The sequence below is a fragment of the Stenotrophomonas rhizophila genome, from assembly GCF_003751305.1.
In the GTDB taxonomy this organism is placed as follows: Bacteria; Pseudomonadota; Gammaproteobacteria; order Xanthomonadales; family Xanthomonadaceae; genus Stenotrophomonas; species Stenotrophomonas rhizophila_B.
This window is the reverse complement of sequence record NZ_RJKV01000001.1, coordinates 489,142-508,442: the sequence shown is the minus strand read 5'-3', so window position 1 is coordinate 508,442 and position 19,301 is coordinate 489,142. Positions and strand designations below refer to the sequence as shown.

At 66.7% G+C, this 19,301-nt stretch carries 16 protein-coding genes; 8 read left to right on the top strand and 8 right to left on the bottom strand.

The genetic code is table 11. The annotated features are described in order from the left end of the window. Positions 1 to 74: 74 nt before the first annotated feature. Positions 75 to 710: a LysE/ArgO family amino acid transporter gene (locus tag EDF74_RS02395; protein ID WP_121043335.1), complete on the bottom strand. Its 636-nt coding sequence runs from the start codon at positions 708 to 710 to the stop codon at positions 75 to 77. A gap of 134 nt (positions 711 to 844) precedes the next feature. Between EDF74_RS02395 and EDF74_RS02390 the strand changes: the two genes are divergently transcribed. The 4 genes from EDF74_RS02390 (at position 845) to EDF74_RS02375 (ending at position 6,653) form a co-directional block, all read left to right on the top strand. Further along, positions 845 to 1,750 (top strand): LysR family transcriptional regulator ArgP, encoded by a 906-nt coding sequence (locus EDF74_RS02390; RefSeq protein ID WP_123728635.1) that lies wholly within the window; start codon positions 845 to 847, stop codon positions 1,748 to 1,750. 82 nt (positions 1,751 to 1,832) lie between these two features. Continuing rightward, entirely contained in the window at positions 1,833 to 2,417 is a 585-nt protein-coding gene (locus EDF74_RS02385; protein WP_184997028.1) for a hypothetical protein, read from the top strand. 152 nt (positions 2,418 to 2,569) lie between these two features. Continuing rightward, on the top strand, positions 2,570 to 4,261 hold the full coding sequence (gene mqo / locus EDF74_RS02380; RefSeq protein WP_123728633.1) for a malate dehydrogenase (quinone): 1,692 nt from the start codon (positions 2,570 to 2,572) through the stop codon (positions 4,259 to 4,261). A 190-nt stretch (positions 4,262 to 4,451) separates the two neighbouring features. Beyond that, a complete protein-coding gene (locus EDF74_RS02375) occupies positions 4,452 to 6,653 on the top strand; it encodes a TonB-dependent siderophore receptor (RefSeq protein ID WP_123728632.1) in 2,202 nt (733 codons plus the stop codon). A gap of 147 nt (positions 6,654 to 6,800) precedes the next feature. On the opposite strand, the gene EDF74_RS02370 is transcribed toward EDF74_RS02375, so the two are convergent. The 5 genes from EDF74_RS02370 to EDF74_RS02350 all read right to left on the bottom strand — a co-directional run bounded on the left by EDF74_RS02370 (position 6,801) and on the right by EDF74_RS02350 (position 11,006). Continuing rightward, entirely contained in the window at positions 6,801 to 8,027 is a 1,227-nt protein-coding gene (locus EDF74_RS02370) for an MFS transporter (protein WP_123729688.1), read from the bottom strand. Positions 8,028 to 8,215: 188 nt separating this feature from the next. Continuing rightward, entirely contained in the window at positions 8,216 to 8,893 is a 678-nt protein-coding gene (locus tag EDF74_RS02365; protein ID WP_123728631.1) for a class I SAM-dependent methyltransferase, read from the bottom strand. 121 nt (positions 8,894 to 9,014) lie between these two features. After that, positions 9,015 to 9,827, bottom strand: coding sequence for a DNA-formamidopyrimidine glycosylase family protein (locus EDF74_RS02360; protein WP_123728630.1), 813 nt, complete (start codon positions 9,825 to 9,827; stop codon positions 9,015 to 9,017). Beyond that, the gene (locus EDF74_RS02355) at positions 9,820 to 10,560 is read right to left on the bottom strand and encodes a DUF72 domain-containing protein (RefSeq protein WP_123728629.1); all 741 of its coding nucleotides are present in this window, start codon (positions 10,558 to 10,560) and stop codon (positions 9,820 to 9,822) included. The genes EDF74_RS02360 and EDF74_RS02355 overlap by 8 nt, the downstream gene beginning before the upstream one ends. 11 nt (positions 10,561 to 10,571) lie before the next feature. Continuing rightward, entirely contained in the window at positions 10,572 to 11,006 is a 435-nt protein-coding gene (locus tag EDF74_RS02350) for a pyridoxamine 5'-phosphate oxidase family protein (RefSeq protein ID WP_123728628.1), read from the bottom strand. Positions 11,007 to 11,181: 175 nt separating this feature from the next. Between EDF74_RS02350 and EDF74_RS02345 the strand changes: the two genes are divergently transcribed. Next, positions 11,182 to 11,496, top strand: a complete 315-nt coding sequence (locus EDF74_RS02345; protein ID WP_123728627.1) for an ArsR/SmtB family transcription factor — start codon at positions 11,182 to 11,184, stop codon at positions 11,494 to 11,496. Between the two features lie 30 nt (positions 11,497 to 11,526). After that, entirely contained in the window at positions 11,527 to 12,936 is a 1,410-nt protein-coding gene (locus EDF74_RS02340) for a DUF2867 domain-containing protein (RefSeq protein ID WP_123728626.1), read from the top strand. Between the two features lie 117 nt (positions 12,937 to 13,053). On the opposite strand, the gene EDF74_RS02335 is transcribed toward EDF74_RS02340, so the two are convergent. Both EDF74_RS02335 and EDF74_RS02330 read right to left on the bottom strand, forming a co-directional pair. Beyond that, positions 13,054 to 13,986, bottom strand: a complete 933-nt coding sequence (locus EDF74_RS02335) for an alpha/beta hydrolase (protein ID WP_428999139.1) — start codon at positions 13,984 to 13,986, stop codon at positions 13,054 to 13,056. Between the two features lie 27 nt (positions 13,987 to 14,013). Further along, complete coding sequence (locus EDF74_RS02330; RefSeq protein ID WP_260232167.1) at positions 14,014 to 15,246, bottom strand: metallophosphoesterase; 1,233 nt, start codon at positions 15,244 to 15,246, stop codon at positions 14,014 to 14,016. 197 nt (positions 15,247 to 15,443) lie between these two features. On the opposite strand from EDF74_RS02330, the gene EDF74_RS02325 reads away from it, so the two are divergent. Next, positions 15,444 to 17,081, top strand: coding sequence for a hypothetical protein (locus EDF74_RS02325; RefSeq protein WP_123728624.1), 1,638 nt, complete (start codon positions 15,444 to 15,446; stop codon positions 17,079 to 17,081). Between the two features lie 168 nt (positions 17,082 to 17,249). Beyond that, a complete protein-coding gene (locus EDF74_RS02320; protein WP_123728623.1) occupies positions 17,250 to 19,295 on the top strand; it encodes a TonB-dependent receptor in 2,046 nt (681 codons plus the stop codon). Positions 19,296 to 19,301 lie beyond the last annotated feature (6 nt).

Here is a 19,301-nt window from a genome sequence, read left to right as displayed (position 1 = left end):
GAACGGCGATTCTAGGCAAAAAAAAATGGCACCGCGAACGGTGCCATTTCCAGGACCTGCATCGAGGAGAGAGTTCAATGCATGCCGCGGAACGCGAGGCTGAGCGCCAGGATCGACAGGATCACCGCGATGGTGCCGTCGAGGATGCGCCAGGTTTTGGGCTTGGTGAACAGCGGGGCCAGCAGGCGCGCGCCCAGGCCCTGGGCGGTCAGCCACAGGCAGCTGGCGGTGAACACGCCGGCCGCGAACGCCATGCGCGCGTTGCCGAAGTTCTCGGCGATGCCGCCGATGACCATCATGTCCAGCCAGAAATGCGGGTTGATCAGCGAGAACCCGACCGCAGAGATCAGCACTGCGCGGCGCGAGGTGCTGTCGCCGTCGTCCACGTGCATGCCACCGCCACCGGCCAGCGCGCGCCGCGCCGACTGCCAGGCGTACCAGGCCAGGAAGGCGACACCGCCCCACAGCACCACGGTGGTGAGCCACGGCAGCGCCTGGGTCAGCGTGCGCAGGCCCGCCACGCTGGCGAAGATGAAGATGCCATCGATAGCGGCGCAGGTCGCCACCACGGGAATGATGTGCTTGCGCAGGATGCCCTGGCGCAGGATGAACGCGCTCTGCGCGCCGACCACCGCGAACAGGCCGATGCCGGTTGCGGCACCACTGAGCCACGCGCTCAGCCCGGCGCCGCCGGAAAGAATGGAAAACATGGGATACCACCTGTGTCTTGCTGGGGGGCGGTGCCTCGCCAAGGCGTACAGCACCGGATGGCGCGTATTGTCGCGCCGCAACATTAAAAAGTAGAGCTAAACTTACTTAACCATCTTTAGCGAAACTTAAGATCATGCGCATCGACCATGCCCAGCTCCGCGCCCTGGCGGCGGTGATCCGCGAAGGCAGCTTCGACCGTGCCGCGCAGTCGCTCAATGTCACCGCCTCGGCGGTTTCCCAGCGGGTCAAGGCGCTGGAGGACCGGGTCGGCCGCCTGCTGGTCAAACGCTCGTCCCCGGCGGTGGCCACCACCGAGGGCCAGGTGCTGGTCCAGCTGGCCGAGCAGACCGCCCTGCTCGAGCACGACGCCCTGCACCGGATGGGCATCGCCGATGAAGACCTCCCCCACGCCAGCATCCCGGTGGCGGTCAACCACGACAGCCTGGAAACCTGGTTCCCCGAGGCCGCCCTGCAGTTCGCACGGCAGACCGGCACCACGCTGGACCTGCGCTCGGAAGACCAGGACCACACCGTGGCCCTGCTCCGGCAAGGGGCCGTGCTGGGCGCGGTGACCACGCTGGATGAGCCCGTGCAGGGGTGCCAGATCCATGCGCTGGGCAGCATCCGCTACGCCGCCACGTGCACCCCGGCCTTCCATGAGCAGCACTTCGCCAAGGGCGTCAACGCGCAGTCGCTGGCCCAGGCGCCGGTGCTGGTGTTCAACCGCAAGGACGACATGCAGGCTCGTTTCGCCCGCCGCCTGGCCGGCAACGACCTGCCGCTGACCGCGCCGACCTGGTGGATTCCCTCGACCCGCGCATTCGTCCAGGCCAACCTGGGCGGCCTCGGCTGGACCATGAACCCGCTGCCGCTGGTCAAACGCCACCTGGATGCCGGCCGGCTGGTGCACATGAAGCAGCGCGCGTGGGAAGACGTGCCGCTGTACTGGCAGCATTGGAAGGGCGATGTGCAGACGATGGCGCTGCTGACCAAGGCGGTGCTGGCCGCCTCGGCGACGCTGGTGCGCAAGAAGCGATAACTCCCGACCGGTAGATCCGCCCTACACGACCTGACGACCCGCCCCGATGCAGCATCGGCGCATTCCAGCCGCGGGCACGTCGATGGACACCGATCCGGTCTACCTGCACATCCGCGTGGTGCTCAGCATCATCCTCGGCCTGAGCATCACCACCCTGCTGCGGGGTCTGGCGGGGATCATCGAGCACCCCCAGCGCCGCGGCTGGTCGTGGATCCACCTGTGCTGGGTGGTCTGGGCGCTGATCTCGGTGGTGACCTTCTGGTGGTGGGAGTTCCGGCTGGGCGAGGTCCGGCAGTGGACCTTCGAGCTGTACCTGTTCGTGATCGCCTACTGCGCCGCGTGGTACCTGCTGTGCGTGCTGCTGTTTCCGGACGATGTGCGCGAGTTCGGCAGCTATGAGAACTATCTGCTGCAGCGGCGCGGTGGCTTCTTCGGGATGCTGGCGCTGGTCACGCTGCTGGATCTGGTCGATACCGCCATCAAAGGTCACAGCCGCTGGCAGATGCTCGGCGACGCGTACTGGGTCCACACGGGGGTGATGCTGGTCATTGCCGGGCTGGGCATGGCCCTGCGCCAGCGCCGCGCCCATGTGGCTCTGGCCGTGCTGGCACTGGTCTATCAAGCCGGCTATTTCCTCCTCGAATACTTCACCTTGGCCAGCGACTGACCCGGCCCGGCACACCCACCGGATGCTGCGTTGCACCAAATCCGTACCGGAAAGGGCTAAAATCGCTCCCAAGGTACCGCTGTGACGCCCGTCTTCACGGGCGTTCCCGGCAGCGGCGGCATCCTTCCCATGTCTCCCTACCTGAGATCCCCATGAAAAAACTAGCGAAGGTCGTCCTCGGCCTGCTCGTGGTGTTGCTGTTGGCAGCAGCACTGTTCCTGTACTGGCCGCTGCATCAGCGTTCGGTCCCGGCTGCCGGCAACGACAAGCCGGTCGACGTCGTCCTGGTCGGCGGCGGCATCATGAGCATCACGCTCGCCACCTTCCTGCAGGAGCTGCAGCCAGACTGGAACATCCAGGTCTATGAGCGCCTGGACGGGGTTGCGCTGGAAAGCTCGGACGGCTGGAACAACGCCGGCACCGGCCACTCCGCGTTCGCCGAGCTGAACTACACCCCCGAGCTGCCGGACGGCAGCATCGAGACCAAGCGTGCCGTCGGCATCGCCGAGCAGTTCGAGATCTCGCGCCAGTTCTGGTCGCACCAGATCCGCGAAGGCCGCCTGAGCCAGCCCAGCGATTTCATCAACCCGACCCCGCACATGAGCTTCGTCTGGGGTGATGAGAACATCGCCTACCTGCACAAGCGCCAGCAGGCGCTGGTCAAGAACCCGCTGTTCTACGGCATGCAGTATTCCGAGGATCCCGCGCAGATCACGCAGTGGGCACCGCTGCTGATGGAAGGCCGTGACCCGAAGCAGAAGGTCGCCGCCACCTGGATGCCGCTGGGCACCGACGTGAACTTCGGCGTGATCACCCGCCAGCTGACCGCGGGCCTGGAACGCAGCCCGAACTTCACGCTGCATCTCAACCACGAAGTGCGCGCCCTGCGCCAGAACGATGACAAGAGCTGGAACGTGACCGTCAAGGACCTGAAGTCCGACAACGAGACCACGGTCAAGTCGCGCTTCGTGTTCATCGGTGCCGGTGGTGCCGCGCTCAAGCTGCTGCAGCTGTCGGGCATTCCGGAATCGAAGAACTACGCCGGCTTCCCGGTCGGTGGCCAGTTCCTGGCCTTCCAGGACCCGGCGATCGCCAACCGGCATTCGGTCAAAGCCTACGGCATGGCCGAAACCGGCTCGCCGCCGATGTCGGTGCCGCATCTGGATGCGCGCAAGCTGGATGGCAAGCCGGTGGTGCTGTTCGGGCCGTTCGCGCTGTACAGCACCAAGTTCCTCAAGCACGGCTCGTGGTTCGACCTGTACTCCTCGGTGAACCACAACAACGTGGCCGGCATGATGGACGTGGGCCTGGAGAATCTGGACCTGGTGAAGTACCTGATGGGCCAGGCACGTCTGAACGATGACGACCGCCAGGCCGAACTGGTCAAGTATTTTCCCCACGCCAAACGTGAGGACTGGAAGCTGGTGACCGCCGGCCAGCGCGTGCAGATCATCAAGAAGGACCCGGAAAAGGGCTCGATCCTGCAGTTTGGTACCGAGATCGTGACCGACCAGGACCACACCCTGGCGGCCCTGCTCGGCGCCTCGCCGGGTGCCTCCACCTCGCCGCCGATCATGCTGGACCTGCTCAAGAAAGCCTTCCCGGAGCAGATGGCGGCGGGCTGGGAAACGCGCCTGAAGCAGATCGTCCCGTCGTATGGCCGCAAGCTCAACGACAGCCCGGCGCTGACCAATGAGATCCGCCGCCTGACCAGCGAGACCCTGAAGCTGCCGTACCTGGATGTGCCGGTCGAGACCAGCCCGGCGGTGATGCTGACCCCGCCGCCGGCCGCCAAGCCGGCCGAGGCCAAGCGCAACGCCAACGAAGAACTGCAGGCGCTGTAAGCCTGCACCGGCAAGGGGCTAGCGTTTCTTGCCATGGTTTCCCTCCGGCCACCCTTGCGGTGGCCGGATGCGTTGTGGGGCGCCGGTGACGCTGAATGTTCACCATTTGTAAAGCGAATGAGAACGCTTTACATTTGCACCCCGCCGGGCTTGGGGCCCGGCCATGTCCCCAGACCATCACGAGACCCGCATGTACGCCTGCGCTGCTTCGCTTCGCCTCCCCCGCCGTGCCCCGCTGGGCCTGGCCCTGCTTTCCGTGTTGATGCTGACCGCGCCGCAGGCCTTCGCCGATGCGTTGGCAGACGCCAGCAGCAATGCCGATGCCAAGACCCTGGACAAGGTCAGCGTGGTCGGTGCGCGGGCAGTCCCGTCGAGCACCACGCGGCTGCCGATCAGCCTGCAGGAAACCCCGCAGTCGGCTACCTCGATCGGCCTGCAGCGGCTGCAGGACGAATCGCTGTTCAGCATCAACGATGTGATGCGCAACGTCACCGGCGTCAGCGTCTCCTTCTACGACACCCAGCGTCCGTTGTACTACGCACGCGGCTTTGCCATCACCGATTTCCAGGTGGATGGCATCCCCACCTACAGCGGGTCGACCAACCAGGAATACGACACCGCCTTCTACGATCGCGTCGAAGTGATCCGCGGTGCCAACGGCCTGCTGAGCGGCGCCGGCGTGCCCTCGGCCACGGTCAACCTGCTGCGCAAGCGCCCGGGCAAGGAATTCGACGCCTCCTTCGCGGTGAGCGCCGGCAGCTGGGACTACCAGCGCATGGAAGCCGACGTGACCGCGCCGTTGACCGCGGACGGCCGTTTCCGCAGCCGCGTGGTCGCCGCCTACACCGACCGTGATCTGTATTACGACCGGTACCACGAGAACAAGATGGCCGGCATGGCCGTGCTGGAAGGTGACCTGACCGACAGCACCACGCTGACCGTGGGCTACCAGACCCAGGACAACAATCCGGTCGGTTCGACCTGGGGCACGGTGCCCTTCTTCAACAGCCAGGGCGACTTCGCCCATCTGCCGCGCTCGACCAACGTGGCGCCGAAGTGGAGCTACTGGCAGCGCGAGACCAGCACCGCGTTCGCCAACCTGGAACAGCGCTTCGGCGAGAACTGGCTGCTGAAGATCAACACCGCCTACACCCAGGGCAACGTGCAGAACGTGCGCGTGTACGGCAGCGGCTACCCGGATCCGGCCACCGGTGCAGGCATCTTCCTGCGCACCGCCGCCGGCGATTCCGAAGACACCCGCCGCAACGTGGATGCCTACCTGAGCGGCACGTTCTCCCTGTTCGGCCGCGAGCACGACCTGACCGTAGGCGGGCAGTGGGCGGACCTGGAAGGCACCACCAACACCATCGCGCTGCGCTATCCCACCGACTGGGCACGTTGCGGGACCGAGCGCTGCTACTACATCCCGGATATCCGCGCCTGGGATGGCGACATCTCCGAAGTGACCTACGCACGTACCGGCGCACGCCGGGTCGCCAAGACCACGCAGAGCGGCGTCTACGTCGCTACCCGCCTGCGGCTGGCCGATCCACTGGCGCTGATCGCCGGTGCGCGCCTGAGCCGCTGGGAAACGCTGTCCCGCTCCTACAACGCAGCCGGTGCGTATACCGGTACGAGCGGCGCGTACAAAGTGACGGATGAAGTCACACCCTATGTGGGCCTGGTGTACGACATCACCCCACAGGTGGCGGCGTATGCCAGCTACACCGAAATCTTCAACCCGCAGAACTACAAGGACCGCAACGAGAACCTGCTGGCGCCGGTGGAAGGTTCCAACCTGGAAGCGGGCATCAAGTCGCAGTGGTTCGACGGCCGCCTGACCGCCAATGCCGCGGTGTTCGAGGCCAAGCAGGACAACTACGCGGTGCGCGACATGAGCCTGCCGGACGGATCGCTCAGCGACGGCAGCTCGGCCTATATCGGCATCAACGGCACCAAGGCGCGCGGCTGGGAAGTGGACGTCAACGGCGAGATCCTGCCGGGCTGGACCGTCAATGCCGGCTTCACCCACGTCAAGGTGACCCGCGCCGCCACCGATCTGCTGTACGCCAACCCGGCCGAAGATCTGCTGCAGCTCAACACCCAGGTGCGGCTGCGCGGCGCGCTGGAGCGTCTGAGCGTGGGTGCGGGCGTGCAGTGGCAGAGCAAGGTGCAGGGCTACAACATCCCCTATCCGCTCGGCGGCACGGTAACGGTGAACCAGCCGGCGTATGCGCTGGTGCAGTTCAACGCCAACTACCGCATCAGCGACAGCTGGACGGCGACCTTGAGCGTGCGCAACGCGCTGGACAAGACCTACTGGGCCAACCTGGACTACAACAACTACGGCGAGCCGCGTTTTGTTGCGTTGAGCCTGCGCTGGAAGTACTGAGGCCTGACGACATCGCGGTGTTGAACGAACGGGTCGCCTTCGGGCGGCCTGTTCTGTTTTGTGGCAACCCACCGTATACCGGTAGTGCCGGCCGCTGGCCGGCTCCTCGAGGACCCGGCATTGCGTGGAGCCGGCCAGCGGCCGGCACTACCTGGGCCGTGTCTCGCGCAGCGTCCACATCACCGGCAGCACCAGTATCGCGACCACCGCGATCATTGCCCCGGGGGCCGACGACCAGCCGGTATGCCGCACCAGCAGTTCGGCCAGCAACGGCGTAGCACCGCCAAAGAACGCCGTGGCCATGGTGACGCCCAGTGCCAGCCCGCTGAGCCGCCCTTCGCCGGGGAACTGCTCGGCCGTGGCCGGTGCCGCCACCGCACTCACGCCGCCCGCCAGGCAGGCCAGCACCACCGCCGCCAGGCCGATCGCCACGGTGCTGCCGCCGGCCATCACCGAGAACATCGTCAACGGCAGCAGCGCCGACAGCGCGGCCAGCGCGATCAACACCGGTCGACGCCCGACTCGGTCCGACAACGCGCCCGCCAGCGGCGTCACCACGATTACCGCCACCGCCGCGACCGTGGACAGCCACAACGCCTCCGATTCACTCACCTGCCCCACCGAACCGAGGAACGCGGGCACGTAGGTGATTCCAACGTAATAGGTGATCGAGCCCAGTGCAGAGATCGCAAACGTGCGCGCAATCGCGGGCTTGTGGTGCCGCCAGCTATCGCGGATCGGCGACGTCGGCACGGTGCCCTCGGCCTGTTGCCGTTCGAACTCCGGCGATTCGTGCATGGTCGAACGCGCCAGCAGGATCGCCCCCGCCAGCGCCGCACCGACGAAGAACGGAATCCGCCAGCCCCAGCCATCCAGCTGCGCCGTGCTCAGCAGCGCGACGGTCAGCGCCGACAACGCCACCGCCAGCAAGGCCCCCACTTCGCTCGCGGCCGACGCCAATGAGGTCACCAGCCCGCGCCTGCGCACGGGTGCGGTTTCCAGCAGATATGCGACCACGCCGGTGTACTCGCCGCCCACCGAGAACGCCATCAGGCAGCGCAGCAGCAACAGCAGCACACCGGCAGCGGCACCGATGCTCTCGAAGGTAGGCAGCAGCGCAGTGGCAAGCATCGCCACGGTCATCAGCAACATCGAGGCCAGCAGCATGTAGCGGCGACCGAAGCGGTCGCCGAGATGGCCGAAGACCAGCGCACCCAAGGGCCGCATCAGATACGACACCGCAAACCCGGCCAAGGTGGCCAGCAACGCATTCTCGCCGCCACCGAAAAACACGCGCGACAGCACGGTGGCCAGATACAGGTAAAGGGTGAAGTCGTACCACTCCACCACCGTGGAGAGGCCGGCGATGATCATCGAGCGCGTCTGCCGGCGCGCCGTGGGCGAGGTGGCGGCCGTACTCAAGCGTGCCTCCTGCAAACACGCAGGCCTTCGCGGGGCGGCAGTGGGCGAGATCGCATCGAGGGACTCCCGGCCGCCTGGGCCGCATCTGGACGGCGACAGCCTACGCCAGTCGATCTGCACGCCGCGTCACAGCAGAGTTCTCAGGCCACGGCCGCCGGCCGAACATCACCGCGCCGGTAACTCAGCAGACGGCCGTTGCCCGGCGCATTGCCTTCATCCTCGAACAATCCCAGCTCCTCGGTCACATCGAAGCCCTGCAGCGCCATGCCACGGGAGAACGAGCCCACGTTGCCGCGGCCGGGATCGGTGATCAGCAGCTCGGCATCCGGCTTGGCGTGCCGCAGCATCATCGCCGCGATCTGATGGGCATGCCCCCGTTCGTACAGGATGTCGCTGCCGATGATCAGGTCGAACCGCCCCAGCGAGCCATCGGGGACTTCCCAGGGCAGGTCGCGGTAAGTCACCGCGGGCAGGTCGTTGAGGCCGGCGTTGTAGGCGAGGAAGGATTCGGCCAGCGGATGGTGGTCGGTCGCCACGACATCCGCGCCGCGATGGGCCAGTACCAGGCTGGACAGCCCCAGCCCGCAGCCCAGCTCCAGGATCCGCTTACCGGTCACGTCGAAGTGGCTCATGGTATCGGCCAGCGCGCGGCCGGCCGGCCAGATCTGACCGAACAGGCTCCACAACGACGAGTGGATGCCGGCCCGCTGGGCGCGTCCGGTGGGATCGGAAAACTGCTGCAGATCGCTGAGCGCGCGGATACGGAAGTCGTGCCCGCCGACCGGGATGGTGAGAATGCGGGTGGTATAGCCCGGCATGTGCGCTCCGTGGGACACGGGAGCCTTCATTCCGCTGGCGGCATGAAAGACTCTGAGAAAGGAGCGAAGGCGATCAGGTGTCGATCGCGCAGGACGCGCGTAAGTGCGTGTTGTTCCCATCCTACGCCATGGACGAGGACCTGGCTGAACGCCTCGGGGCGGCCCTGCGTGCGTTCGGCGCGGCTTTGCGGCCGGCAGGCGCGGCGCCGTAGCGCACCTGGCACACCGGGCAGAAGAACGCCCGCCGCCGGGTAGTGCCCGGGTAGGTCTTGCTGATCGGCCCGCCGCAGTGGGGACAGGTGCGCTTGGTATGCACGAGCCAATGCTGGCGCAATACGAACTGCCGCTTCCAGTCCAGGAAATCGAAACTGTACTGCCGCGCCTGTTTGATGATCTCGCCCAGCTTGCGTGGCGGAAGCGCACCCACCGTGGATTCGGGATGCACACGCGTGCGGAACAGCACTTCGTTCTTGATGATATTGCCGACGCCGGCAAAGACCTCCTGGTCCAGCAGCGCGTCGCAGATCAACGTTTCCGGCTGCTGCTTGAGCTTCCTGCGCGCCAGCCTGGGATCCCAGGCCAGGTCCATCACATCCCCGCGCCAGTCGTAGGTGTCCTCCAGCGCGCCTTCGATGTACTTCACCGACGAGGCATAGATGTTGAGCTCGCCGTTATCGAACTGCAGCGACACCCGCGGTGGCGACGGCTTGCGCTCATCGATGCGGTAGCTGCCGAACATCAGCATGTGCACGCGCAGGCTGAAGCCGCGAAACTCGATCAGAAAGTGCTTGCCCCAGCTCCGCAGCGCGACCACGCGGCGGCCCTCCATCCGGGTGAGGTCGAGCGAGCTGTTGCCAATGGCCAGCCGCACGGTCTTGCCGCGGAACTTGGCAGCGGCCTCGCGCAGGATGACGATGGAGGGACCTTCAGGCATGCGTGGTGATCTCGGCCAAGCGCAGGGCATTGGCGATAGCAAAGCCATGGGCGGTGTTGTCGAAGATCACCCACGGTGCCTGCGCCTGCCCGGGCTGCTGCACGAGCTGTGTCGCCAGAGAGGCGAGTGCGGCATCGGGGTAGTTGCTGTAGTACATGCGCGGGGAACCGTGCCAGCGCCAGTAGTGCCAGCCCTGCGCGCCGCCCGGAAGCGCGGCGGCGGCAACGCGCGACGGATCCACTGCGGCCCGGGAAATTGCGTGGCGCTGCAGCAGCGCATCGGCCTGCGTGCTGAACCAACTGGCATGGCGGGGCTCGCAGACCACAGGCACCGGGGTGCGTCGACGCAGGACGCGGAAAAAGCTCCCGGCGCGGCGCGTATCCAGTGCCAGCGATGGCGGCAACTGCAGCAGCAGGGCGCCCAACGTACGCCCCAGTCCACCCACCTCGTCCAGGAAGCGGTCCAACAGTGGGCCCACGCCGACCAGTCCGGAATCGTGCGAGATGGTCCGCGGCAGCTTTACCGAGAAGCGGAAGTTGGCCGGTACGGTGGCCGCCCAGCGCGCGTAGGTCGCGCGTTGGTGCGGCCGGTAGAACGAGGAGTTGATCTCCACCACGTCAAAGCGCGTGGCATAGCGCGCCAGCAGGCTGTCGCCGGGCCCGAAGTGCATGGCGTAGCGGCTGGGGATCGACCAGCCGGCACACCCGATCTTCGGCATCTGCGACCCGGGCATGCGTACCTCCTTCAGCGCAGGATTTCGCCCTGGTCTTCCCCATCCCAGTAATGGATGCGCGCCGCAGCCACCTGGATCAGAACCAGCCCAGGGCTATCCACACCCTGCGCGAACCAGCGCTCCAGATCTTTCACCCAATGCTGCTGCATCACCGCCTTGTCGCGGATCAGGGTCGCCCTGCCCTGCACCGCCACGAACAGCGGCGGCTTGCCCAGCAGCGACTTGCTGCCGGTGAAGCTCAGCGCAACCTTCGGGTCGCGGGTGATCTCGCGGACCATGTCGGTGTCCTCGGTGGTGAAGAACCAGCTGTCGCCGTCGTAATCCACATCACCATTGTTGCTCATCGGCCGCGCCGCGATCTCGCCGCTGTCGGTATGGGTCTGCAGCATGGTGAAGTCGATGTTGGCCATCTTCTTGGCCAGTTCGGGCAGGGTCAGCGTGGTCATGGCGGATCCGGGTTGGGGACAGGCTGCCAGCGTCGGCCGATGACAGTGACCGTGCCGTGGAGGGCCGCTGTCCTGGCCTTCACGCCGAGCCGGGCCATCGTCTCGACCGCGCAGGCGGTTGACAGCCGCGCGCCAACGGAACACCATCAGTTAACAAATTAGTTAACTATTACCCATGGACCGCATCTTCGAAGCCCTCGCCTCCACCGCACGCCGGCAGATCCTGGCCTACCTCAATGGCGGCGAGTTGAGCGCGGGCGAGCTGGGCGAGCGCTTCGACTTCAGCAAGCCGGCGCTGTCCAGCCACCTGCGCATCCTGGAAGACGCCGGGCTCATCGAGCGCGAGAAACGCGGCCAGTTCGTGTACTTCCGGCAGGTGCCCGACACACTGGCCAATACCCTGTTCGCGTGGGCCGCCGAGGTCTGTCCGGTGGGCGGCACGCTGCAGCGTGAAAGCCGTGCCCGCGCCCGCCGCGAACCCACCTCGTGAGCTGAGCGACCCAACGACAAGGAGATCGGCATGCAGGACATCGCACACGTGAGTCGTTCGTTTCCCAGCATCAGCCTGCCCTCCTGCGGCGATGGCAGCCCGGTCGAGGTGGCGTTGATCGCCCAGCTCGGGATCGGTGCCGGCGATGCGCTGCTGCGCGACGCGGGCCTGCGCCAGGCGCAGCATCCGCACTTCGTTGATGCACTGGATGAACCCTCCGCGCGGCTGGGGGGCATGCACTTGGCGCACGGCGATGCGTCGTCGCTGTATTCGTTCTCGGTAGGCCGCACCGGGCATCCGTTCCATCGCCATGCCGGCCCGCGCATGTTCACCGCCATTACTGGCAGCGGCGGCGCACAGTTGCGGTTTTCCACCGTGTCCGACGCACAACTGCAGCAGGATCAGGCCGCCTTCGTGCGCGCCCTGCGCTGCATCGACGTGCCGCCGGACTGCCTGTTCACCGTTCGCTTCGGCAGCGGTACCTGGCACCAGTTCGTGTCGCGTCATCCCCGGCACGCGGCGCTGTTCGCGCTGTCCTGCCATCCCGATGAGCGCAGTGGCGCATTGAGCGATGCGCAACGTGCACGCATCGATGCAGGCACCGCCGACATCCCCTCATTGACCGAGACCCTGCCGCCGGCGTTGCAGCACCTGCTTGACCAGAGCGACCTGGACCAGTTTCCGCGGGTGACGCTGTCGCTGCGCGCGCCAGCCGCTTCGGTGCTGGCCCGCTGGTGCGCCGGCAGCCGCAACCTGGTCGGCCGGGTGCGCAGCGGCCTGACGCGGTTGCGCCCTGCCCATGGCTACATCGGGCAGCGCGCGGCATGCGGCACGCTGGGCACGCAACCCGCAGCGCCGGCCGATTCACTACTGCAGCAGGCGTTGCCGCAGGGCTTCGACCACCAGGATTACACCTATGTCACCCTGCCCGCCCACAGCATCGGCGGGCACTCGGCGCGTGCGCTGCTGGAAGCGGTGCTGGAGGGATTCGTCCGCAATCCACCGCCGGGCGTGGGCCGGCTGATGGCCCTGCGCAATGTACTGGTGACCCCCTTGCGGCTGCGCACCTCGTCGCTGGGCTGCCCGGTGTCCTCGCTGCTGTCTGACGGGCCCGGCGAGCGTTTCGCCGGTCGCTTCCCGGTGCATGCCCAGGCCACCGACGTCGCCGACCGCAGCGCCGAAGTTCTGCTCGGTGCCGACGACCGCCACCTGCAGTTCCGCTCATGCGTGCGCGTGCAGGTGCTGGACGATGGTGCGGCGGTGATTGCGCTGGGCACCCGGGTTCGCACACTCAACGCGTTCGGTCGCCTCTACATGGCGGCGATCAACCGGGTGCACCGCCGCCACGTCAGCCCGGCGATGCTGCGCATGGCCGTGGCACACGCGCTGGCACCGGAACTGGCCACGGCAATATCGCTGCGGGACACGGCCCTGGCCTGATCGGGTGGGCTCAGCGCTGGTGATCCGCGAGCCGTGCGACCCGCGTCGCCGGGTCGCACGCTGCGCACTGGCTGAAGTGGGCGTCAAACAACGGCACGGTGCGCACGGTCTGCATGCTCAGCCCCCGTTGTACGGTCCGGTGCCCGGGTAAACCTGCAGCAGCGCGCGGGTGAGCGTGCTGGGGTACACGGTGAGGTGGTCTTCGGCCGGGACCACCCGGTTCTCCACCTGTAGGCCCTGGTAGCCGCGCTGACGCAGTCGATCGGCGAAGTCCTGCGTATCGCGCACCATGTCGTTGCGTGGGCCGTCTACCGCATCGGGCGTCGGCGTCTCTTCACTGCCGATCGCCAGTAATACCCGGGCCGGCAGCGCGCGGTGCTGCTGCGCGTAGTCCTGTTCAAGGCGGTCGATATAGTGCCCGTCGAACCAAAGCGAGGGGCTGGACAGGATGTAGGTCTGGAACATCTGCGGGCGTGTGAGCAGCACATAGGTGCCGAACAGCCCCCCGTAGGAATGCCCGGCGAAACTGCGCCGCGCCGGATCGGTACGGTAGCGCGCGTCCACCGCAGTCAACACGTGCGTGGCCAGGAAATCGCGGTAGTGCGCGGCACCGCCGTAGACCACGTCGTCGCTGTAGTCATCGTCGGCACTGCGTTGCGGCTGGGTGGGCGTGTAGTCGCGCGAGCGGCTCTGCTTGGAGGTCAGCCCCTGCTGCGGCGGCAGCCCGACCAGGATGAAATCTTCGAGGTTGGCGCCGCCCTGCCCCACCAGGTTGCGCACGCTGCGCACCAGCGGAAAGCTGTACAGCGCGTCGGTGACGAACAGCACCGGGTAGCGCCGCTTCGAGTGCTCCGCGTAGCTGGCCGGCAGCGCCACCCAGATCGGATAGTCGCGCCCGGCCGGATCATGCACGCTCCAGCTCTCGGTATCGGGCAGGACCACGCCTGCCGCAGGCACTGCCGCCGCAGGCGTGCTTCGCAGCGCATCGCCGTGCAGCGCACAGCCACCGGTGGTGGCCAGCACCATCATCGTTCCCAGCACGTTGCGCATCGCTTTCATCCGCATTCTTCCGTCCTATCAGCGCGCAAGCGTTGCAATTCCCTGCGGGCTTGCCAAGCCGGGGCGTTCAGCTGCGGTGCGGCTGGCCGCGCTCTGGCGAAGCGTAATCAGCGTGATCTCCGACGGCACGCCGATACGTGCTGCGAAGCCCGGCCACAGCCCGGCACCGTTGCTGACATACAAGGTCATGCCATTCACCTCATAGCGGCCGGAGACAAAGCCGCCATTGGCGCGCTTGACCAGCTGGTCCATGCCGACGATGTGGCCGCCGTGGGTGTGGCCGGAGAGCTGCAGCGCCACGCCCTTGGCGGCATTCGCGCGTGCCTCCACCGGGCGATGGTCGAGCAGGATCACCGGCGCCTGCGGGTCCGCCCCGGCCAGTGCGGCCGTCAGGTCCGGCATGGGAAGGCCGTAGCGCGCAGCCACCGGATCGGTGACACCGGCGATGGTCAACGTCGCACCGTCACGCTGGACCTGCGTGTGGGTATTCTCCAGCACCTGCATGCTCTGCCCCCGGAACGCCTGCATCCAGTCGGCGTACTGCGCGTAGTACTCATGGTTGCCGGTGATCGCGATGACGCCATCGGGCGCGCGCAGCCTGGCCAGCGGCGCGAAATCGTCGGCGCGGGCGCTGACGCTGCCGTCGATAAGATCCCCGGTGATCACCACCAGGTCCGGATGCAGGGCGTTGCTCTCGGTGACCACCTTCTCCACCCAGGCACCGGTGAGCAGGCGGCTGGCGTGGATGTCGGTGAGCTGCAGCACCCGGTAGCCGTCAAACGCGGCCGGCAGCCCGTCGATGGCCACCTCGATCTGGCGTGGCTTGGGGACCGCCATGCCCTGCCAGATGCCGTAGGCGGAGAGCAGCAACGCCAATGTGCCCGCTGCAGGGCGCAGCCACGGCGCACGCAGCATCGGCAGCACGCGCCGCGCCCGGACCAGTCGCGCGATCAGCAGCAGCGCATCCAGCACAAGTACGAACACCGCACTGATCAGCAGCGTGGTGAACCCGGTCGCAAGCACCGCGATCACCGCTTTGGGAATCTCGGGCGAGGCCATGGTCCCGGCGAACTGCGCCACGATCCGGTGGTGCAGCGCCAGTGCGACCACCAGCAGGCCCAGTACGATCCGCACCGGACGCGACAACCGCAGCGGCCAGATCACGCGCCACACCAGATACAACGCAAGCAAACAGCCGATCACACTCAGCACAGGCACATCCTGGAAACGTGGGGGGACAAACCCTGCCATCGTTCCTGATTCAGGCCGCGCATTCCAGTGCAGGCGTTCGGGATGATTCAGGCAGCGCCAGGCAGGCGGGTGCAGTGTCGGCCGCGCCGGTGGGTGTGGGAAACTGTCGTCCGTCGTACCCGCGTCGATACGCTGCACCTGCACGCTGTCCGATCCTGCGGGTGCACGCCGGCACTCCCAGGACAAGGACTACAAGGATGGCGTCACTGCGCGGCCCGTTGTTGGGCATTCTCTTCTTCAACGGTGCGTCCGCTGCCGCTGCCCCGCCTGCCGAAGCGGTCTATTTCATCAGCCAACAGGTCAGCGCGGCCCCCGCGCTGCGCAAACGCATGTTGACCGGTGTGACCCTGGCGCCCGGTCACCGTCTTCGCACGCGCCTGCTGTGGTCCGCGCCGACCGGCAGCGGCGTCGGCCGCAGCACGCTGGCGTTGGATCCGGGTACGCCCGATGCGCAGGCGCTGCTCGAGGCCATGGCCGCCGGCATCGACATGCATCTGGACGACCAGGGCCGTGTCACCGAGGTGCGTTCACTGGCGCCACAGGCATGGCAGGCACTCACTGCCCGTCAGCCCTACCTGGCGCAGGTGCTCACCTCGTCGGAGCAGGCGCTCGGCCTGCGCCCCCGGCGTCTGCCCGCGTCGCTTACGGTGGGCCAGCACCTCGTGCAGCACGATGCCACGCAGGGTCTGGGCGCGATCGTGTGGCGCATGCAGGTCCGTGCGGTGACCGCCGATGCCGTGGTGCTGGACACCACCGTGGAGGGCGACACCTTGCGCGGCACCGGCCGCCAGGCATTGCGCCGTGCCGACGGCATGCCGTTGGAAGCGCGCTTCGAATTCCACGTGGCCGCCGGCAAGAACGGCACGCCGGCCACCACGCACCGTATGCACCTGGCGAACCTTGCCGAGATCGCCACGCCGGACGTGCTCTCGGATGAGGACGGCGCGTCGGCGCATGACGCCACCGATGAGGCGCTGCGGCGCCCTCCCTTCTCTGCTCCATCGCGCGATCCGGCAGATTACGTCGTCGATTTGCAGGAAGATGGCACGCTGGAGCCCTGGATGCTCGATGCGGCCGCGCTGCCTCGCATCGAGAAGAGCCTGCTGTTCGGTCTCAGGCCTGACGCCCGCACATCGCGCCCTCTGCTCCGCCTGGGAGGTGAGATGCGCGCCGCGCGTGACATCTCCGGCAACACCCCCACCGCACCACCCCTGGTGGTATCCGCGCGGATGCGCGAGGTTGAACTGCTCGACCATGCCGGTCGTGCGCTTCCCCACTTGCGGGCGGTCCCGGTGCCACACCTTTGGATGCTGATGGAGAGCTACCAGATCGGCGAAAGCGACCTGGCGTTTCCACTGCGGCTGCCGCTCGATACGCGCGCGGCGCAACTGGAGGCACTCGACAGCCTCCGTGCGACGGTCGATGTGGAGACCTACCAGTGGGACGGCAGTGAGGCACTTGCCCAAGGGCAATCGTCACAGCGCAATCCCCAGGCGCGGATCGTCTGGACCTCGCCCCAACGCGTCACCGTGTTGCAGGACCTCCCGCCGCCCGCACAGACCCGCGGTGTCTGGACGACAGCCGTACCGGTGGACGCGGCCGGCCGCCCGATGGCTGCCGCAACGCAGATGGCCGGACGCACCGCCGGCACTGGCACGTGGGAAGGCCGCGAGCGACCGCTGAGCTGGGAGCAGGATCGCCTGCCGCTACGGCTTGAGATCGCTACGGCGCAGCCGATCGCCGCGCTGAAGCTGCGGCATTACCGTTGGGAGACCATGTCACGCCAGTGGGTGTTCCAGAACGCGAGCACGTTGACGGTCGCCGCTCCGCACTGACATTCCACGTTTGTCGCCTGCTGAAGCGCAGGCCTTTTCCGCATCCTGGCCAGGGAGGACCCGTCAGGCCTCGCATTCCTCTGCGCGGCCGTCAGAGGACGGATGACCGCAATCAATGCAATGTTATATTATTTCTTTTTTGCCGCACGCCCGGAAAGGCACGACCCGATGAGAACCAAGGCAATGGTGTCCGCCGTATTGGCGACCCTGTGCGCAGGCGAAGCACGCGCACAATCCGGCGATGCTGCGATCACCCTGGGCAGCGTGCAGGTGCGCGAAGGCTCACACCGCCCCTTGGCCGCCAGCCGTGTGCTGACCTCGGTGGATGTGCTGGGCGGCGACCAGGTGCATGAGAAGAATGTGTCCAACAGCTGGGAGCTGCTCGGCCAGATGCCGGGCATGCAGCTGACCGAAACCCGCCAGGGCGCGGAATCCGGCAAGGCCACCTTCCGCGCGTTCAATGGCGAGGGCTACCTCAACGGCATCAAGATCCTGATCGACGGCATCCCCAGCAACGTCAACAGCGGCAACCAGCGCTTCATCGACATGGTGTTCCCGCTGGACATCGACTACATCGAGGTCGTGCGCGGGACCAACGATCCCCGCTACGGACTGCACAACATCGGCGGCAACATCAATCTCGGCACCCGCCAGGGTGGCAACTACACCGATGCGCGGCTCACCTACGGCAGCTACAACACCCGCGAAGCGCAGGTCGCGATCGGTCGCGAAGCGAACGGTGTCGCCCAGAACTACTTCCTGGCGTCACAGGCCTCCGATGGCTACCGCGATCATGACCGCTCGAAGAAGTACTCGCTCGGCGGCAAGTGGTTCTACAGCGGTGACGAGGACCTGTTCACCATCGGCCTGATCGCACGCGTGTACCACCACGAGGCGGACGAGCCCGGCTTCATGACGGCTGAAGAGTTGGCCACCGACCGCCGCGGATCCGCGCTCAAGAATGCCAACGATCTCGACGACCGCGACATGCGCCATCTCAGTACCCATCTGGACCTGCAGCTGAGTGACACCGTGCATGTCAGCAACAAGCTGTACTACAACCGCTACGAGGACGATCGGCAGGTGACCTTCACCCGTTACGTGCCCGGCAACGCGCCGCGCCAGCGCCGCCAGTGGGACGAGAAACAGACCGGCCTGCTCAGCACGCTGACCTGGGCGGCCACGCCTGCGCTGACGGTCGAAGGCGGTCTCAACGCCGAGCATCAGGACAACACGTACCGCCGCCTGCGCTACAACCACGCCATCCCGACCGACTTCTCGACCCCGGCGCGGATCCAGAACGATGACCGTTACACCTTGGACAACCTCGGTGCTTACGTGCAGGCCGTGTATCAGCCCACCTCCGCGTTGAAGATCGTGCCGGCCTACCGCGTGGATCGCTTCTCCGGCAGCACCCGCCTGCCCGGTGGCATCACCGCCCCGCTGCAGCACTACGGCACGATCGAGCAGCCCAAGCTGAGCGTGGTCTATGCGATCACCCCGGCCCTCAATGTGTATGCCAACTGGGGCAGGACGTTCCAGGTACTGACCGGTTCCACCGCACCGGCCTACCTCACCGCCGGCCAGGCGACCTTCCGGCCCTCGATCAATACCGGCAAGGAGGTGGGCATCAAGTTCACCCCGGCCGTCGGCACCGACGCGCGCATCGCGGTGTGGCGCCAGGATGCAACCGACGAGGTCGCCAACATGCCGGCCACCGGCACCTCGGTCGGCCTGGGCCAGACCCGTCGCGAAGGTGTCGATCTGCAGGTCACCGCACGCCTGGGCGACCACTGGACGCTGTGGGGCTCGCACGCCATCCAACAGGCCAAGGTGGTCAGCGCCTTCACTACCGACGGTACCGCCCTGGCCGGTAACGAAGTCATCGCCACACCGCGCTACATCAGCAACATCGGCGTGGACTACCGTACCAACGAGCGCTGGACCTTCGGCCTGCAGGGCCGGATGCAGGGTGACTACTACATTGAAGAGCGCAACACGCAGGGCACGTTCGGCGCCTTCGCGGTGCTTGATGCCAGTGCGTCGTATCAGCTGTCCGAGCGGCTGAGCGTGGATGTACAGGTGAAGAACCTGACCGGCCGCGACTACGCGTATGCGTGGTACGACAACTTCTTCTGGGGCGGCGATGACCAGCCGATGTTCTCACCGGCACCGGGGCGCTCGGCGTATGTGTCGTTGAACCTGAAGCTCTAGCGCGGC

Coding starts and splice junctions, on each gene's coding strand:
- EDF74_RS02395 (WP_121043335.1), bottom strand. CDS start 710: ATGTTTTCCATTCTTTCCGGCGGCGCCGGGCTGAGCGCGTGGCTCAGT.
- EDF74_RS02370 (WP_123729688.1), bottom strand. CDS start 8,027: ATGATCATCGCCGGCCTCTCCACGGTGGTGGAGTGGTACGACTTCACC.
- EDF74_RS02320 (WP_123728623.1), top strand. CDS start 17,250: ATGAGAACCAAGGCAATGGTGTCCGCCGTATTGGCGACCCTGTGCGCA.
- EDF74_RS02350 (WP_123728628.1), bottom strand. CDS start 11,006: ATGACCACGCTGACCCTGCCCGAACTGGCCAAGAAGATGGCCAACATC.
- EDF74_RS02345 (WP_123728627.1), top strand. CDS start 11,182: ATGGACCGCATCTTCGAAGCCCTCGCCTCCACCGCACGCCGGCAGATC.
- mqo (WP_123728633.1), top strand. CDS start 2,570: ATGAAAAAACTAGCGAAGGTCGTCCTCGGCCTGCTCGTGGTGTTGCTG.
- EDF74_RS02360 (WP_123728630.1), bottom strand. CDS start 9,827: ATGCCTGAAGGTCCCTCCATCGTCATCCTGCGCGAGGCCGCTGCCAAG.
- EDF74_RS02390 (WP_123728635.1), top strand. CDS start 845: ATGCGCATCGACCATGCCCAGCTCCGCGCCCTGGCGGCGGTGATCCGC.
- EDF74_RS02325 (WP_123728624.1), top strand. CDS start 15,444: ATGGCGTCACTGCGCGGCCCGTTGTTGGGCATTCTCTTCTTCAACGGT.
- EDF74_RS02355 (WP_123728629.1), bottom strand. CDS start 10,560: ATGCCCGGGTCGCAGATGCCGAAGATCGGGTGTGCCGGCTGGTCGATC.
- EDF74_RS02335 (WP_428999139.1), bottom strand. CDS start 13,986: ATGCGCAACGTGCTGGGAACGATGATGGTGCTGGCCACCACCGGTGGC.
- EDF74_RS02375 (WP_123728632.1), top strand. CDS start 4,452: ATGTACGCCTGCGCTGCTTCGCTTCGCCTCCCCCGCCGTGCCCCGCTG.
- EDF74_RS02365 (WP_123728631.1), bottom strand. CDS start 8,893: ATGCCGGGCTATACCACCCGCATTCTCACCATCCCGGTCGGCGGGCAC.
- EDF74_RS02330 (WP_260232167.1), bottom strand. CDS start 15,246: ATGGCAGGGTTTGTCCCCCCACGTTTCCAGGATGTGCCTGTGCTGAGT.
- EDF74_RS02340 (WP_123728626.1), top strand. CDS start 11,527: ATGCAGGACATCGCACACGTGAGTCGTTCGTTTCCCAGCATCAGCCTG.
- EDF74_RS02385 (WP_184997028.1), top strand. CDS start 1,833: ATGGACACCGATCCGGTCTACCTGCACATCCGCGTGGTGCTCAGCATC.